The sequence below is a fragment of the Deltaproteobacteria bacterium genome (assembly GCA_016874735.1).
Lineage (GTDB): Bacteria > Bdellovibrionota_B > Oligoflexia > Oligoflexales > CAIYRB01 > CAIYRB01.
In genome coordinates, this window is sequence record VGTI01000028.1 from 1 (window position 1) to 15,499 (window position 15,499).

General features: G+C 55.2%; 18 protein-coding genes. 7 read left to right on the forward strand and 11 right to left on the reverse strand.

The genetic code is table 11. The features are described from left to right. From FJ146_11780 to FJ146_11790, 3 genes are all read right to left on the reverse strand, one after another. The coding region (locus tag FJ146_11780) for an IS1 family transposase (protein ID MBM4252643.1) at nucleotides 1-838 on the reverse strand (838 nt) is incomplete at its 3' end. Nucleotides 839-942: 104 nt separating this feature from the next. Continuing rightward, nucleotides 943-1,608: a hypothetical protein gene (locus tag FJ146_11785; protein MBM4252644.1), complete on the reverse strand. Its 666-nt coding sequence runs from the start codon at nucleotides 1,606-1,608 to the stop codon at nucleotides 943-945. Nucleotides 1,609-1,834: 226 nt separating this feature from the next. After that, nucleotides 1,835-2,911: a hypothetical protein gene (locus tag FJ146_11790; protein MBM4252645.1), complete on the reverse strand. Its 1,077-nt coding sequence runs from the start codon at nucleotides 2,909-2,911 to the stop codon at nucleotides 1,835-1,837. A 284-nt stretch (nucleotides 2,912-3,195) separates the two neighbouring features. Between FJ146_11790 and FJ146_11795 the strand changes: the two genes are divergently transcribed. From FJ146_11795 to FJ146_11805, 3 genes are all read left to right on the forward strand, one after another. After that, nucleotides 3,196-3,921, forward strand: a complete 726-nt coding sequence (locus FJ146_11795; protein ID MBM4252646.1) for a hypothetical protein — start codon at nucleotides 3,196-3,198, stop codon at nucleotides 3,919-3,921. Nucleotide 3,922: 1 nt separating this feature from the next. Beyond that, nucleotides 3,923-4,588: a hypothetical protein gene (locus tag FJ146_11800; GenBank protein MBM4252647.1), complete on the forward strand. Its 666-nt coding sequence runs from the start codon at nucleotides 3,923-3,925 to the stop codon at nucleotides 4,586-4,588. Between the two features lie 75 nt (nucleotides 4,589-4,663). Then, entirely contained in the window at nucleotides 4,664-5,323 is a 660-nt protein-coding gene (locus tag FJ146_11805) for a hypothetical protein (protein ID MBM4252648.1), read from the forward strand. A gap of 14 nt (nucleotides 5,324-5,337) precedes the next feature. Here FJ146_11805 and FJ146_11810 read toward each other — a convergent pair whose 3' ends face one another. Beyond that, a complete protein-coding gene (locus tag FJ146_11810; protein MBM4252649.1) occupies nucleotides 5,338-5,856 on the reverse strand; it encodes a gamma carbonic anhydrase family protein in 519 nt (172 codons plus the stop codon). A 58-nt stretch (nucleotides 5,857-5,914) separates the two neighbouring features. Here FJ146_11810 and FJ146_11815 point away from each other — a divergent pair, with 58 nt between their 5' ends. After that, nucleotides 5,915-6,484: a hypothetical protein gene (locus tag FJ146_11815; protein ID MBM4252650.1), complete on the forward strand. Its 570-nt coding sequence runs from the start codon at nucleotides 5,915-5,917 to the stop codon at nucleotides 6,482-6,484. Nucleotides 6,485-6,508: 24 nt separating this feature from the next. Here the strand turns inward: FJ146_11815 and FJ146_11820 are convergent, their stop codons facing one another. The 5 genes from FJ146_11820 to FJ146_11840 are packed head-to-tail and all read right to left on the reverse strand — an operon-like array spanning nucleotide 6,509 to nucleotide 12,272. After that, nucleotides 6,509-8,146 carry an NAD(P)H-hydrate dehydratase gene (locus tag FJ146_11820; GenBank protein ID MBM4252651.1) on the reverse strand — a complete coding sequence of 546 codons (1,638 nt, stop codon included), beginning with the start codon at nucleotides 8,144-8,146 and terminating at the stop codon, nucleotides 6,509-6,511. Beyond that, nucleotides 8,143-8,442, reverse strand: a complete 300-nt coding sequence (locus tag FJ146_11825; GenBank protein MBM4252652.1) for a hypothetical protein — start codon at nucleotides 8,440-8,442, stop codon at nucleotides 8,143-8,145. Before FJ146_11825 ends, FJ146_11820 begins: the two co-directional genes overlap by 4 nt. Nucleotides 8,443-8,446: 4 nt before the next feature. After that, nucleotides 8,447-8,941, reverse strand: a complete 495-nt coding sequence (locus FJ146_11830; protein ID MBM4252653.1) for a hypothetical protein — start codon at nucleotides 8,939-8,941, stop codon at nucleotides 8,447-8,449. Nucleotides 8,942-8,997: 56 nt separating this feature from the next. After that, complete coding sequence (locus FJ146_11835) at nucleotides 8,998-10,761, reverse strand: tetratricopeptide repeat protein (GenBank protein ID MBM4252654.1); 1,764 nt, start codon at nucleotides 10,759-10,761, stop codon at nucleotides 8,998-9,000. Next, nucleotides 10,761-12,272, reverse strand: coding sequence for a hypothetical protein (locus tag FJ146_11840; GenBank protein ID MBM4252655.1), 1,512 nt, complete (start codon nucleotides 12,270-12,272; stop codon nucleotides 10,761-10,763). Before FJ146_11840 ends, FJ146_11835 begins: the two co-directional genes overlap by 1 nt. Before the next feature lie 150 nt (nucleotides 12,273-12,422). On the opposite strand from FJ146_11840, the gene FJ146_11845 reads away from it, so the two are divergent. Next, a complete protein-coding gene (locus tag FJ146_11845) occupies nucleotides 12,423-12,656 on the forward strand; it encodes a DNA-directed RNA polymerase subunit omega (protein MBM4252656.1) in 234 nt (77 codons plus the stop codon). An 86-nt stretch (nucleotides 12,657-12,742) separates the two neighbouring features. On the opposite strand, the gene FJ146_11850 is transcribed toward FJ146_11845, so the two are convergent. Further along, nucleotides 12,743-13,108, reverse strand: a complete 366-nt coding sequence (locus FJ146_11850; GenBank protein ID MBM4252657.1) for a hypothetical protein — start codon at nucleotides 13,106-13,108, stop codon at nucleotides 12,743-12,745. A 255-nt stretch (nucleotides 13,109-13,363) separates the two neighbouring features. Between FJ146_11850 and FJ146_11855 the strand changes: the two genes are divergently transcribed. Then, nucleotides 13,364-13,741: a hypothetical protein gene (locus FJ146_11855; GenBank protein ID MBM4252658.1), complete on the forward strand. Its 378-nt coding sequence runs from the start codon at nucleotides 13,364-13,366 to the stop codon at nucleotides 13,739-13,741. 17 nt (nucleotides 13,742-13,758) lie between these two features. Next, complete coding sequence (locus tag FJ146_11860; GenBank protein MBM4252659.1) at nucleotides 13,759-14,145, forward strand: hypothetical protein; 387 nt, start codon at nucleotides 13,759-13,761, stop codon at nucleotides 14,143-14,145. A gap of 22 nt (nucleotides 14,146-14,167) precedes the next feature. Here the strand turns inward: FJ146_11860 and FJ146_11865 are convergent, their stop codons facing one another. Continuing rightward, the gene (locus FJ146_11865; GenBank protein ID MBM4252660.1) at nucleotides 14,168-15,403 is read right to left on the reverse strand and encodes a tetratricopeptide repeat protein; all 1,236 of its coding nucleotides are present in this window, start codon (nucleotides 15,401-15,403) and stop codon (nucleotides 14,168-14,170) included. Nucleotides 15,404-15,499: the final 96 nt, after the last annotated feature.

Genomic DNA, 15,499 nt, shown 5'->3' on the forward strand with positions numbered 1-15,499 from the left:
GCTGATTGTGGATCCAAGCATAGATGGATAGCAGGTATTTGAGCCTGTCGATACGCTTAGTAGTGGTCCAAGTACGGCGACTCATGCGCTTAATGTTGTCCCGAATCATGGCGCAAGTATGGTTCAACGAGAACAAGGGATCAAAGCCACCGCGCTTGAGCTCCCCCTGTCCGACCACGCAGCCACGGCGGCCTTTATGGGTCTCGTGAGCCACGGCGCTGTTAAATACCTTGGTAACTAGTCTGGGATATTGGGGACATTTATCCGACTTCAGGCGCGTCAGCGCTGGTGCAACCTCGCGAACTCGTGCCAATAAATCTAAAAGTCCCCGCCGTCGATGATTAGCGCGGCGTCCGTATCTTCTTTTGGCGATTTTTGCGAGTTTGCCCTTAGCAGGCATCGACACTGCATCGATGGCCAAGATCTTCCTTGTCCCATCTTCCACGGCGATGGGGATCGACACAGGCTTGCACTTACTGTGTTCGAAGGTTTCCATTTCATCGAACAAAACGGTAGTCGTTTGCGCAAGCGGTCTAGCTGCCAGGTTGTGCTGTATGGCGCGCATGCCCAGGCGGCAAAGCTTTCTAGCTACCGTGATCGGATGGAGTTTTAAAACTTTAGCGCAGCGTCGCTGTGACACGCCACACATCAGAAGCTGCATAACGCTTTGCGTTGCGAGGGGTTTGTGCTCGCCAAAGGTGAGCGCATCGGTCTGATCGGACAGAGTTCTTTTGCAGCCTTTGCACCGATATCTCTGGATTTTCTTCTCGTCTGCGCCGCGTGACTTGTAAAAGCCGAATTTAACGATCGCTGAAGAATTGCAGTTTGGGCAATGCACGATGTCCCCTCCAAGTGTTAACTCGCGGAGACTGGCATTTTCTTAGCCTAATTGGAAACGACATGGTCGGACATCTGATCTTGAAACGTCAACATGCAAGTAGATCAGTTTGTGTTTGACACTAGGGCAGCAGCAAGAAAAGCGCGCCCCACCCACGACTTAACAGGTGCTGCGAGCGAGACGTTGATCTTTGCTTCGGCCTCGGGATAGTAAAAGGCGACGGTATCGGCAATCATCTTGGCGTCGTCGTCCAAGGTGCCAAATCGCTGCGCATGCGAAAGCTCGTGGATGTAGGCCTGCCGCTCTGCAGCACCGGTGCCGTCCAGACCGATCAGGTCCATCACATAAATGGCGAAAAAGTTTTGCTGACAATGCACTTCAATTTCATGCGCTAAGGTTGAGCCCAGCAGTGCCCAGCTACTAAAGGCTGCGGGACCAATGGTCACACGCGCTTTGTCTAGTATCGGTGAGCGCGTTGTTAAGCCGCGGTCTTGCATGTTTAGGTCTAGCATGGGCGGCTCCGTGCCGCTTGGCAAATTAATGCCGTAGATTTGCATCGCCAGATCGATACTCTCTTGAGTTATCGGCGGGGCTCCCTCGGGTGCAACAACGACACTTTCGGCCACATCTTTGGCAAAAACCTGCTCCGCTTCCAACTGCCTATGAGCATGAGTGACGATGGCAACGATACCGATCGCAGCTAGAATCAGCTTATAGTTACTGAAGAGATGACGCCAACAGGCACTAACGCGGGTATTCAGACTAGACACAGCACAACTCCAGAACAGCGGGGGCAGCGGGGGGCAGCGGTAACAGCAGCAGCGAGCAGGATCAGACGGGCACCCGACAGGGGCGCTTACGCTAGCCTGGAGCAACTTTGAGGCCAGCCGCACCGAGGCGGCTAGTGGCCAAATATTTTATATACTTATCTTTTATGTGGCAGTGGCTGACACCGTTACGATCCTAGGCGTCTGTCTAAAAATCTGACACCTGGTGTCATTTATCATCGTTCCACTGCACGGTCATCGTGTCGCCCAAATTGGAGCCAGATTGCCGTTGGTTGCTACCGTCGTAGCCTAGGTCTGAATATAGTTTTTCCGACATATCGAGGTTGTCACCGTTGGCGCAAGATTGGTACTGCTGATTCTCGCGATGGCGTTTAGGGCAGTAGCCACAGATGGTGCCACTTTTGGTAATTTGCTTGCCATTGCGATTAACGCTGATTTTGATCTTGCGTCCACAATTACGCTCTCCACATATGGGATCGCCGTTAGGATTGTCTTGGCAGCCCTCGCCCCAAAGTGTGGAATCTTCGGCGGGCGAGACGCAATCCTCCGGTAAGGGAACGCGTGGATCCTTGTACATATTGCAGCCGTTTTCGTTGCGATTCGCGGCATTATATCTGGTGGCAGAAAAGTGCTTGCCGGCAATATTAGTGGCGGCAGCGGCCGGAGCTCCCGAGCCGTTCTGACGGGGCCCCCTACCGTACAGTGCGAAACTGCGTCCACCGGCGCGGTCACCAATGCTTGGGAGCTGGGTGATAAAGATCCCCGTGCGGATCACACGAATGACCTCAGATTCTGAGTATTTGCGCATCAAGCCTTTGGAGTCTCCGGCAAAGCCACCGTTGGCAAAAAAATCAGCTCCAAAGCGGAAGTAGAGCCGCACGTCTTCAGCCTTTAGGTTAGGGGTATCTTGTAGCTGATATTTCTTAAATAGGTCCTTCATCTTTGGATAGGTCTTAGCAAACTGCTTTAAGTTTGCCGTGAGATCACGTGCGTGCTTTGCCTGTGTCAGCACCTTAGTGAAGACGAAACCACCCAGACTATATTCGCCGTCGATTAAGTTACCCAAGATTACTTCATGATATTTACCGGGAGACACTTGCATCCCCGCACTGATCTTGGCCAAGTATTCTTTGTCGTTTATTTGTTTGACGACCTCGTCGTACACATCGGTCGAGTACTTGTCTAAATGCGAGTAGTCGATAGCCGAGCTGGTAAAACTTGGATTAGAGCAGGCAAACGCTAGGCTTGCTGTAATGCTCACTGTAGTCAGTAAAACGCGAATCAAGGTGATCTCCACTAAGTAACGTCACACTCTGACAGGCCGCTAAAAATTTGCGCGCTTATCGGCATTTTGGGGTGAAAACTTTAGCCGGAATGGAATTATTTCGATTTCGACGCAACCGACTCGTGCCAGGCTTGAAAATCACCAATTTCAGGCCGATCCTAAATCGTTAAATGTTTTGCTAAATTCAGAAATCTTACAAAAAAGCTCAAGTTTTGACGTCCTCGAGCCGATAAGCAAGCTAACTTTTAGTGACTTTTAGTCCGCCGTAGTTTGGAGGCATCATTATGTCGGGCGTTTTTCATGCCGGTTTTCTGGCATTGGTGATGACAGTTAGCGCTTGTGGCAGTTCTGAGACTGCACAGCCCCCAGTGATCAAGAAGGAAAAAGACTCGGGTGGCAGCGGGCTGAAAGTTGATGAGGCTGGAGCAAAACCTAAGGACAAAAATCCTACGGCTGCTCAAATCAGGTCAAACCGTAAGGAAACCCTCGGCGAAGAGATCCAGTTACTCGAGGACGAGCGCGACACGGCCATAAACAGATTAAACACCCTGCGTGGGAAGAAATACTCAACCCTCGGGCTGGGGCTTCCCACCATGTCTGATAAGACAGTGCAAGGCGCTTTGGCCTCTGCTGGTACCTCGTTTCTCTTCGGTGGCCTAGGGTTAGCCTTAGGTGGCATCGGTGGCGGCTCTGGAGGCACTGCGATAGACCAGGGTACTGGCACCGCAGCAGCGCGTAGCGCTGGGGTCGGTGGCACTGGTAAGGCCGATGGATCAACCTTGGGTGGGATCGATTCTTCTGGAATGGAGGGCTTTACCAAGGGTTTTCAATCTATCGGTGACGCTGTTTCTGTCGGTATCACGAAGTCGGAAAACGAAAAAACGATCAAACGCATCACCGGTACCGTCGAGGAGATGATGCAGCAGTGGGAAGTTGAGATCGCCAATCTTGAGGCGCAAATCGCCGCCAAGAATGAAGAGTACGTTTCACTCATAAATATGGGGGTTTAATATGAAGATGCGCACAGCCATCCTTGGTATCAGTCTGATCGCGCTCGTGACAACCGCCTGCGACGGTGCGTCGTCAACGCCTCCCCCTAGTGGCAAAGCCGCAAAAGGTGGGGGTAAAGCCGAGGTCGATAAAAATGCCAGTAAAACAAGTGGCGAACTAGATCCTAACGATCCGTTTGCAGCATTTATCGATAACGGCGAGGACAAGACCCCAGGTGAGATCCGGCAAGGACAGGTGTACTACCTGCTGGAGCAGGCATCGAAGCTCAACAGTCTCGCCGATACATACGATCGGCAGTGTTTTGGTATGTCGACGAAAATGCTCGACAGAGAGACTCAAAAACTAATTCTACCAAATAGCTCGGCCACGGGCGCTGGGCAAGCGGTGGCCGGCATTGGCCAGCTAGGCGTCGGTATCTTCCAGGGGAGCATGAGCGGCAATTGGGGCTCAGCTCTCGGCAGCATTGGTGGCACGCTAGGCGAAACGGTCGGTCAAGGTGTCGATGCTGAGATCAATAAGGCCGCTATCAAGGCCGGTGTCAATCAACTCAACGGCCTTGAGGCTGCTGACATGGCGACCTGTCAGGCCAAGGTGAAAAACCTCAAGGCTCAGGCTGCCTCGATGCGGCGGCAGATCAACGACCTGAGGAACCTAGGCACTGAGTAAGCCAGTGACACACCTAGGACAACGGATTGCCCTAAGAGGATTGCCCTAAGAGGATTGCCCTAAGAGGAAAGTATCATGCGTTTCAATCATAGAGAAAATTTGACCACCGAAAAACTAATCGCATCAGTTTTAGCGGGATCTCTCGGGTTGACTGCTTGCGGTAGCTCGGAGCAAATAAAATCACCTAAGTCGCGCGCTGGGTTTTCCCAAGAAGGCGCCACCGGCGATGATGAAGACGACATCGATGAAATCACAGGTCAGAAGAAGAAGGGGACCACCCCCAACGGCGCAGCCCTCACTAAGGCGCGGCAGATTGAACAGATTCAACAAGCTGTGATCGCCGACACCGCGCTCAAAGCCACAGCGCTCGAGAACAGAGCAAAGCTGCAGGTCAAGATTGCCGATGCACAAGGCAAGGGTATCACTAACGACAGCGGTGCCGCCGTAGGGCAAGGTGTCGCTGCAGGTCTACTGACAGCGCTGGCGATTACGGCTGGTATCCTCACGGGTGGTATCGGTGCAGCTATTATCCCGGCTGTAGCCGCAGTTGGTGCTGGTGGTGCGGCGATTGGATCGGGTATCTCCAACGCCAATACGAGTAAGCAGGTCGAAGCAACAGTGAAGCAGCTAACCGGCGAGTTGGCGGCGATCGAAGTGACGATCAAAGAACTAGAAAGCCGCATCGAGCGTAACCAGACCCTTATCACCAACTCTCTGAAGGAGAGCGCAAGCTAAGACAACGACGCTCGTCAACGCGCGTAGGACAGAGCCGTCTGCACATAGGCGTGGGCCGAGTCCCGGAGTCCCTGGACTTCGGCCTCTGTCAGGCTGCGGACAACGCGCGCTGGCGAGCCGATGATCAGCGACCGCGGCGGAAAAGTCTTGCCCGGTGTCACTACGGCACCAGCGCCGACTAACGATTCGCGACTGATGACTGCGCCGTCGAGAACAATGGCGCCCATGCCGATCAGGCACAAATCCTCAACCGTGCAGGCATGCAGCAGAACGTTGTGACCCACGGTGATGTCACTGCCGATAATGCAGGGTAATTTGTTACCCGTGACATGAACGGTTGAGTTGTCTTGAATATTGGTGCGCTCGCCGATCCTGATGTAATGGACGTCGCCTCGCACCACAGTGTTGAACCAAATGCTACTACCGGCGCCAATCTCAAGGTCGCCGATCAAGTGGGCACCGCTGGCGACAAAGACGTCGGCGGCCAATTTAGGTTGTTTGCCACCGTAGGGTAGAATGCTGGCTCCGGGCATCTTCATCGGTGTCTCCACTTTATAGTTGGACTTGGTAGTTGGTCCCACGCACCCAATCATGTTAGGTGTGACTTGGATCTTTACGGACTTTTGTATGATTGATCAAGATACCGTCATCGCCGACCTCAACATGCCGCACCTCGCCATGGTGCTCGACGAGATCTTTAATCTGCCCCCAGCTTGGGTGGGCGGACCCAAGGCGCACCCCGAGACCGTGCGCGCACTAGCCCGCGAGGTGGGCCTGGACGTCAATTATGTCATCAAGCGCTTGGAGGGCATCGTGGCTATGATGCAAGATATCGAGTGGACCGCGGCGCAGCTTAAGACGGCTCTAGATACCCATGTGGGTGACGATCCGGCTCGTCCCATTTTGGTCGATGTGCGGCAGCGCTGGGAGTACGACATCTGCCATATTCCGGGCAGTATCTTGCTCGTCGAGGAGAATTTTGCGACGCTACTCCCCACGCTTAAGGCGGCGCTGCGCGTCGTGACCATTTGTCACCACGGGGTGCGGTCATTTAGCGCGGCTATGTACCTGCGGGAACAAGGCGTGGCCTCGGCCGTCAGCCTGGCCGGTGGCGTCGATCAATGGGCCACCAGTATCGATCCAGCGATGCCGCATTATTAAGGACGCCACAGGATCCTGAGTTGACTACTCGGCCTCGGCGGCAACGTCGGTCACCTGGCCCATGCAGGCCAGGATATCCTGCGCGAGCACGCCGTGGGGGCCGCGCCTTTTTTCTGCTAGGCGTGCAGCCCAGGCGATGACGGTTTGCGCCCGGAGCACTGACAGTGTAGCGCTGAGGCCCAGGGCGCCGTGGGCCGCAGCGGCTCCGGCGAGTAGATCCCCAGACCCAGCCCGCGCCAGAGCCTGAGTGCCATCCGTCAAGACAAAGGCCGGTAGCTCCTGGTCACCCGTCACAACCACTGGTGTCGCGTGTTTGTAGAGTAGGGTCACACCGAGTTCGCAGGCCACCTGTTGCGCGGCCTCTAGATCACGTCGGGATAATGGTGGCGGTGGCGGTGGCGCAGCTAGGCGCTGCCATTCGCCTGGATGCGGCGTGAGTAGCCAATGTTTGGCCACCAAGCCGCCGTCGCGAAGCATAGGCAGGGTGCCGTGTGTCGCCCCTGCATCGAGCACCATCATGCAGCCTGTTTCCGCGCTAAAGGCTGCAAGCTCGGTCATAACGGCCGGCGTCAAAGGGTTCTGCATCATGCCGGGTCCGATGACGACAGCGCGCACTTTACGCTCAGCAATAAACTTTGCTAAAGCAAGTGAGTTTAGTTCGTCGCCGCGAAACAGTTGCTCGAATACGAGCTCGCGTGGGACGTCCCCACGTAACGTTGCCATAGCGGAATCCGGCATACTGACGCTGACCCACCCAGCACCGGATCTCAGCGCACTCATCGCCGCAAGTAAGGGTGCACCCGTCTTGCCAGCGCTACCACCGATCACCAGGACATGGCCGCGGTCATATTTGTGCGCGCTACGTTTGAGCTTGGACCACGGATCGTCAAGGAGGAGCTCCCTGCCGTCAGGGACCACAAACCGACTAGGCTTACTGGCCTGCACTTGATTAACCACGCGCGCCGGGAATCCGATGTCAACCACCACCACCTCGCCCGCCAGATCGCGAGCTGGTGCTAGGACGTGCGCCAATTTCTTGCCGCCAAAGGTGATCGTCAGATCTGCAGGAAGCAGCGCGGTCTCACTATGACCGCTGTTGGCATCGAGGCCGCTCGGAATATCAATCGCCACCACGGTGGTATCAGCAATATTAGCCGCCTCTTTAAGTGCAGACGCAGCCAACGAGTCGTGACCCACGGGCCGGGTCAGGCCGATACCGAAGACACCGTCGATAATGACCGGCTCAGCTTTTTTAAAGCGACCAAGAGCGCCACGCTTGTAATGATCAATCACCAGTCCCGAGGCGCGCGCCGTGCGCAGTTGGTCGTCAAGCAGTGGGGCGCGCTTCGTAGCCTCTGAATCTACGACCAAATAGGTATGAACCTGTCTGCCCGCAGCGTGCAGCCATCGTGCGGCGACGATAGCGTCCGCACCATTATTACCGGGACCAGCAAGCACGATGATCGGCGTTGCACTGGCGCCGTCATCCTCATCGTCGTCCTCACTCAAGTCGCGTACGGCGTCGGCAACGGCGCGGCCGGCTAGCTCCATAAGCACACGCGCTGGTATGCCGCACTGACTCGTCGTCAGATCATCGACAGTGCGTGCAAACTCACTGTCCCATAAAAAATCCCCGACGATGTCTAGTGCAGCTTGGTTCATGCGACTACTGTGCCACCAGCTTTTTCGACAATTTTGATGATCTTTTCCGTGACTTCGCCCTTGAAAGCACGATGAGCCAGGGCGATCTTCTCGCCAGTCAGGGTGTACTCAAGCCCACTCGCCACAGGTTTTTCCGTGAACGAGAGCTCTGAGGTGCCGAGTTTTGAAATTTTTACGATGAGACTGCCAGGTGAGACACTAAAATCAAGCAGGTCAGCGAGCTTGCGTTGACCAAGAGCTGCCTTGATGTGCTCTAGTACTATGTTACGATCAGATTCGTTGAACTTTACGCGCATTGGTCTAGCCCTCACTGCTATTAGTGATCCTTGCCGCTCTCATTAGCTGCTCGAATAATCTTTTAATAATCAGGTCGCTGCTCATTAGCAAGGCGTTATCCGACTGCCAAAGAAGCGAGCCAAAACTATCGGTCTTGGGCTCAAAAACCGCAGTCCCAAGAATTTGCCGCTGAAAGTCCTGCACCGTGCTGATCTCGCCCGTGAGCGTGTAGTTGCGACGCCTGACGCATAGCTGATGCCGCCCCAGCAGCATCATAAATCCAGGTCCTGGCTCACCGCGCTCGCCAGCCGCGACGTCGAGCACCCGCACGTTGATACGTGCCTGACTGATCTCGGTGAGGGCGGCGGCATAGTCCTCTGCGAGCGCTTTGAGATCCTCGGTGGCATGACCGATGCGATTATATACCGTTGCCCTGAGTGCCTCTTCATCGCTAGGCTGGAGGCTACCGTCAACTAGACGCGCCGTGGCCAAATGCTGTAACCATTCGCGATCAGGCATAGCGTCTACTCCCACCGGTGGTGCGCGTTTAAAAGACCAGACATCTCAGCCTACCGTCAAAAGAGCAGGTTAATGCCCGCCCACAGATTTAGTTCCTGCGTGTAGCTCGGCACTAAAGGCTCGAAAGCCTCTTTGGTAGTCTCGTCCTTCAGTTGCCAGGTCGTAGCATTGACCAGCGCCGCGGCGCCCAGATTCAAGAACCGCAGAGGCGACCCCTCAATACTAGCGCGACCGAAGATGTTACTACCGTCGGCACTGAGCTGCGCGAAGTTGCCGATGTTGTGCAACTGGTAGTTGGACTGCTGCTGGTAGGCAGCCGTAGCCGTGATTTTAAGATTGAGCGGTAGGCCCTGCACGGCGCTAAACTTTACGGTCGCTAGACTGTCCGGACCGTCGAGCGCTTCGCCCTGATCGACATAGGCCAGGCTCTGATAACTCAGATCGACGCCGAGCTCCAATTTGGAGGCTACCTCGGACTTGAGAAACAAACTACCGCCACCGCCCTGTACTATAGGCTGGTTGAGGCTATCGACAATGTCGCGGTAGACCGCTGAAATCCCCCAATCGCCAAAGCCGCAGCGACAACGCCAGTCACCGTAGCCCCGTCGGTAGCCTAAACTCTTAAGGCGTTGAAAATCACCGAATAAGCTATCGGCATCGACACCTATGTCAAACCAACTCATGGCACCCACGGGGACTTCGAGCCAGGCGTCCCCGGCTGCGTGGGCGTAAAGATCAGCGTTATTCCCCAGGCGTTGGTTGAGCTGCCGTGCCAGCATGTGGTCACTCACCCCAGCCCAGAGCGTCTGCTCCTTGCCGTCCTGAACGCGGCTCTCCAGTCCGAGGTCAATTTGCAGGCCCACACTCGCTGCTCGATCTTTGCTTTGCCGCCAGAAAGGTAAGACGGCCTGTGGTCCTGTGATCACGTCAAACGTCGCCACCTTAGCGTCGAACTTACTCCGGTCGCGACCATGATAGTTAGTAACCTGTTGCTCAGCTAGGTAGCTCATGGTGGCAGTGTGCTCTACTGATTTGAACCCTTGCGTGGTCGTTGCTCCGGCCAGTTGCGCTGACGCCTGGGCTGGCGCCTGCGCTGCAGCATCAGCGATGGGCACTAGTTCGTTCTCAGTTTTGGGTTTACGCTTGGGCACTGCCATGGCCAAGGTTTCGCGCTCGAGTTCGCGTTCACGCGCTAATTCATGCTGTTGGTGCATGAGACGGAGAGCCTGCACGTGTTTGAGGTAAAGGCCGCGGCTTTTCGCCAATTTATCCGGCAGGACGAGGGCCTTTTCCAGCATGTCCTCAGCAACGTCAAAGCGACGCAACTTAATAGCTGATATGCCGCCGTAATAATTCGCTAAATCTGATAACGAGTGACCTAGTGGGACGCGTTGAAATCCGCGCAAAGCCGCATCGTAATTACGTAGGTTAAAGTGTGACCAGCCGTATTCGTAACTGGTTTCGGGGTCAAGTTCGTTGACGGTGATGCGACTAAAGAGTTGGGCAGCTTCGCTGTAGCGATCCATGCGGTAGTAGATCTTGGCCGATTGCACGATTGCTGCTGTATGAGCGGGATAGCGCTGAAGGATGGCGCTGTAGCCGACCAGGGCGTCGTTGAGACGCCCCATTTCGTAGTAGCGATTGGCGGTCTCTAGCACGGCACGCAAGTTGAATGGCGGTGTGCCGCCTTTTTTCCTCGGTCCCGAGGCTTGCTGCGGCGCTGCCTGCACCCATGGCGTTGGGCCGATCGTGTTCACCAGCAACGAGGCAGTTAGGATCTGGGCAGCGGTTGCAAACGGGAGCAGACGTCTAGGCTTCATCAGCAACGATTATCCTCGGCAAAAGGCGGTGTCGTCAGCGCCGGAACGCGGTCTTTCATTATTTCACAGATAACTTTCTTCACCTTAGCAGGATCAGCGGTGGCCTGGCCAGTCTCGGAGCTTAGATAATCGTTACCAATTTGTGTGATAGCCAGACCGAGCGGCGCCAATAATTCACCAGGGCTAAGCTCACGATCAGCGCTGCGCGATGCGGTAGCCAGTGCGGTATAGGTATCCATAAACCGCAAGGCTAATTGGTAGTGCTGCTTGATCTCCTCCGGTGATCTTGAGGCGGAGCTTGTGCCGGTGAGCTGCAAAAAAATCTGGTCTAAAGCATGAGCGAGCACGGCTCCCCCAGCGTGAATGTCGCCGAAGTCGATCAAGTCGTCGCCCAGCTTGCCGCCACCAAGCAGCGTATCGAGACGCTCCGGTGTCAGTGTCTTGGGGCTACCACCGCGAAACTGATCCTGGGTGACAACGCGGTCGCGACCTATGTAAGGCAGCCCGCTCACGGCATCCTCTCTCGCACCAGCCGTGTAAAAACCGATGAGATCTGCAAAGGCCTCCGCCATGGCGCCGGCCAAACGCGCCGGCTGCCTGGTCGTCGTCGCCGTCGTCGTCAGACGAGCCGAGGTGCGGTCCGTAACATAGCTGTGCAGCATGGGGTTCCAGCGCAGACCGAGCGCCGCCATGGCACTCGCGTGCCGCGTCAGATCGATATGGTGGGCATACTCGTGAGCGAGGACAAAGGCCGATTCCCAGTAATAGCCTCGCAAGAGATTTGCCTCGCTCTCTCGGATCGGAAACACGGCCAGCATCTGCGCATCGGGGAAGTAGGCGAGATTATCGGTAACGAACGTACGCACCAGGCCCTCGCGCGTCCCGTCGTCAGACTTGATAGGGTAGTGCGCCAGGTCGGTGGCAAAAGTGGGTAACACAGAGAGGCGCAGCGGTGCTGGCAGGGGGCTGTCGGGGCCAGAAACAGCGGCGTAGAGACTTCGTGCCGTCTGGAGATGGTACAGGCTAGTCAGCGCCACCGCCTCATGGGAGAGGCGGGGATAAGCGTATGCGTCGCGGCAAATTTTCAGACTCTTGCCACTGGAGGTTTCGCGCCACATGAGCTCACGTCCACTTGCGTCCTGGCAGCGTAGGCCGCGACCACGACGAAAATCGCAGCTACGCTGATAACCGTCACCGTAAGTCGTAAGGCCGATCGCCTCATCGCCCAAAGTGTCGGTGCTGATGGTTTTAGTCAGACTGACCGTTGTGGCTACGGGAACCTGCCCCTGCCAACTGCGGACTTCGGTCGCGGTCAGGGTCGCTAGTCCAGACCCGTTTTGGCATTCGGGATCAGCGATTTCAAAACTGAGTGGGGGTGCTAGCGATAGCACTGGTGTTGCCACGGTGGGTGGCATGGTCGTGTCGATCTCACGGCGGGAACGGCCGCAGCCCAGCGTCAGGGCTAGGCCTAGACCTAGTATCAGTGGCTTCTTGCTCCACGGCAGCAGCATGGGACAGTGCTCCAGATATGGACTTGAAACTTCGATCAAATCCAATTAATGTCTTGGCTCCGAGGGCTGATCATAGCATGGCGGCATCCTACACGCTTCCAGCTTTTGAGCCAACCGTTAGCTATCACTGCAGGATTGAGGCACACACTTATGGCTAGGGTATCCATCGAAGATTGTTTGGACGTGCTGGAAAACCGCTTTGCTCTCGTTACCGTTGCGGCAACGCGCACGCGGCAGCTGATGAGCGGTGAGGAGCCTCTCATTAAATCCAAAAATAAACTAGCCGTCACCGCTCTGCGTGAAATCGCTGAGGGTCTCATCACGGCTCATATTCCTGCTGAGTTGGGCGAAGTGACCCGGGCTAAACTTAAGCCCGAAGGCTGAATTGAGGCTGATCTGAAGCCGACCTGAGGCGTTGGAGTATGACTGGGTCCTGACCGGAGTCGCTGCGGCACCCGCTTGGGCCTAATTCAAGTCTTGGCAGCGCTATGGCAGCTCCCGAGGATGAATGTCGTCAGACACATGTCGATGAGTTCGTCCTTGTGGATCATAGTGCCATCAAACCACGGTTGTGTTTTCAGCTGCTCGTAGAGAGCGGCTCCGTAAACCTGGTCTAGTGCTTCGGCCACGATGTCACGGAACTGAACGTAATCCCAGGACACCATGTCCCCATCCTGCTGGCCGGCCTGGTACTCTTCAGCTAGCTGCTGAAAGTCGCACTCGACATTGTGGCGGATGAAATTCTGGACGAGCCGTTCGATCCGTCTGCCGTATTTGGCCATGTACTGCTTTCGGGCTTTCTTTCGGTAGATTGTGAAGTTTATGACCGTACCCATAAAATCCTCGTAACATCCCTTGTGGGCTGCGGAATTTACATGCAACCTCCCCGCTACATACCCTATTTCGGCCTAATTTCGAAAAAACTTGAGTCCGGAACCTGCGCAAAAAAGTGGCCAGACTGCTGATTTTGCCTACTCGGATGTAAAAAAATGCCTAATTTCAGGCGGTTGTGCGCAATGCGCGAGGTTGATAGAATAACCAAGTAGCCTTCCGTCCGCACGTTCAGCCTATCCCCACCCATCGAGGTTTGTATGAGCATCCGCATTGGCGATGCTGTATTCCTGCGCTCCGGGCAACCGGCGGTCGTCAAAGACCGTCTGCCGAGCTCGGGAGAACTCATCCTTGAGAAGGACCAGAAGGCTGTACAACAGGCTTTTCGCCACGGTTACATCAACGGCATGAGTGCTGATACGCGCGCTACCCTCAACGAGATCCTCGACCGCATCAAGGGCGAAACCAAGGAGCCAGCGGAGCGGATCGCGGCCATGCAGACCAAGCTTACGGAGCTCGACCAAGATCCGCGCAATCGCGATCTATCGCGCTACCTACGGTCCGAGATGATGCATCTAATGAACACATACAACATCAAACCTCGTGAGTTTAAGCTCGACGAGATCAACGTACGTTAACCAAGGAGGGCACGCATATGGCACACATTGGTGATTTAGTTCCGAAGTCTGGTATCTACACGGAGCCAGGCGTGGTGGTAGAGAAAAAAGATGACGGCAACGTCGTCGTTAGTACCGAGCCGATGGCCGTCAATAAGTACCATCGCTACACAAACACGTCGGGTCTCTCTGAGCCGGACAAACTGAAGTTCAACGAAATCCTCGATCAGATCTACCAAAAAGAAGATAACACCGAGCGTATTAACGACATTCAAGTCGAGATTGATCGCCTAAAAACCGACCCGCACAGCCACAACATCGTCCAGTATCTGCGCAATCAGCAGACTTATTTGGTCCGCGAATCGAAGAAGTTGCCAAACACCTACCAGACTGACGAAAAATCCATCGTCAAGACCGTAATCTAAAACCAGTCTCCGGTGCTAAGCCCTACGCAACTCTTGGTGTGACTTTGAGCGCAGTCTCAAGGCGTGCCAGGAGTCGCTGCGCTTTTTTAAACAGTGGCTCTTTAATCAGTGCAATCTTCAGGAACTCACAGGCTATTTGTGGTCGTCCCCAGCGCGCATAGCATAGCCCAATATTGTAGTAGAGAAGTGCACTCTTGTCTTGCTGTGGTAACACATACTGCGCCCTAGTGTAGTGCTCAAGTGCCTCCTGATAATGGCCCTCCCGGACCATGGTAATCCCGAGTTCGTTTAGATTGGCGGCGGTTTTCTGCACTGATTGTGACTTGGACAAGAGAAACCGTGCCAGCTCGAGATCGCCAGCATGAAATCTTAGCTCCGCTAGTCCACTGAGCGCCGGACTGCACATGGGATCCCGATCGAGGGCGCCACGGTACAGTGACTCGGCTAAGGCGAGCTCTTTCCTGGCCACATGAATCTCGGCCATGGCGACAAGTCGCGCCGTGCTCTGACGCGAGATGGCCTGAAGTTTTTGTAGGATCGCTATGGCCTCATCAAGTCGTCCGCGACGGCGGAAGAAAGTGGCGAGACTAAAGTAGGCATGATGGTACTTAGGGTTCTTATCGAGCGCGAGGTGCCAAGAGGCAATGGCCTCGCGGTCCCTGCCGCATGCCATGTGGAGGAAAGCCTCGACATCGTGGTAGCGAGCACTTTTGTCGGCACCACCGAGATCGCGTAGCTCACGTGCCACATGATCCCGGCATTCCGCCGGCGATGCCTCCGACAGCATCGTCGCTGTTCTGATCAGTTTACGCCAGCGTAGTTCGGTAGGACTCAAGCTGTGCTTGGCACTGATATGATTTTGTAGCTCGCTCACAGCGCGCGCCATATCCTGCTCTCGTGTCGTCAAGCGGACGATGCGTGTGATACCCAGTTCGGCGATGGTTACCACATCTTCGTGAGTTGGGTTCGTCGTCACGACTACGATGCGGCCTGCGACGTCAAATGATGGGTTGATGTTGAGAATTTCCTCAACCAGAGCGCTAGCGGAGCGGCCCTGGCATTCCCAGTGTAGAATGAAATGCGGTGCAATCTTAAGCCGCTCCCAACTCTGCCGCATTGGGACCGTCGATGGCAGCCTCACGTGAGCTGCTCCCGTGCGGCTCAGGAGCCCGGAAATGAGCTGCCATATCCAAGTTTGGTCGTCAGTTATGACTACAGTCTCACTAAAAGGCCGCGCGGTTTCTCTTGGGCTAGTCATAGGCTCCTCCCTCGGCCCACCATCGGCACCACATCCATTCAACTTTAATGGCAAAAGCACTAGAAATTGTTAAGTTGCTTAGATGACTCAGCTTAA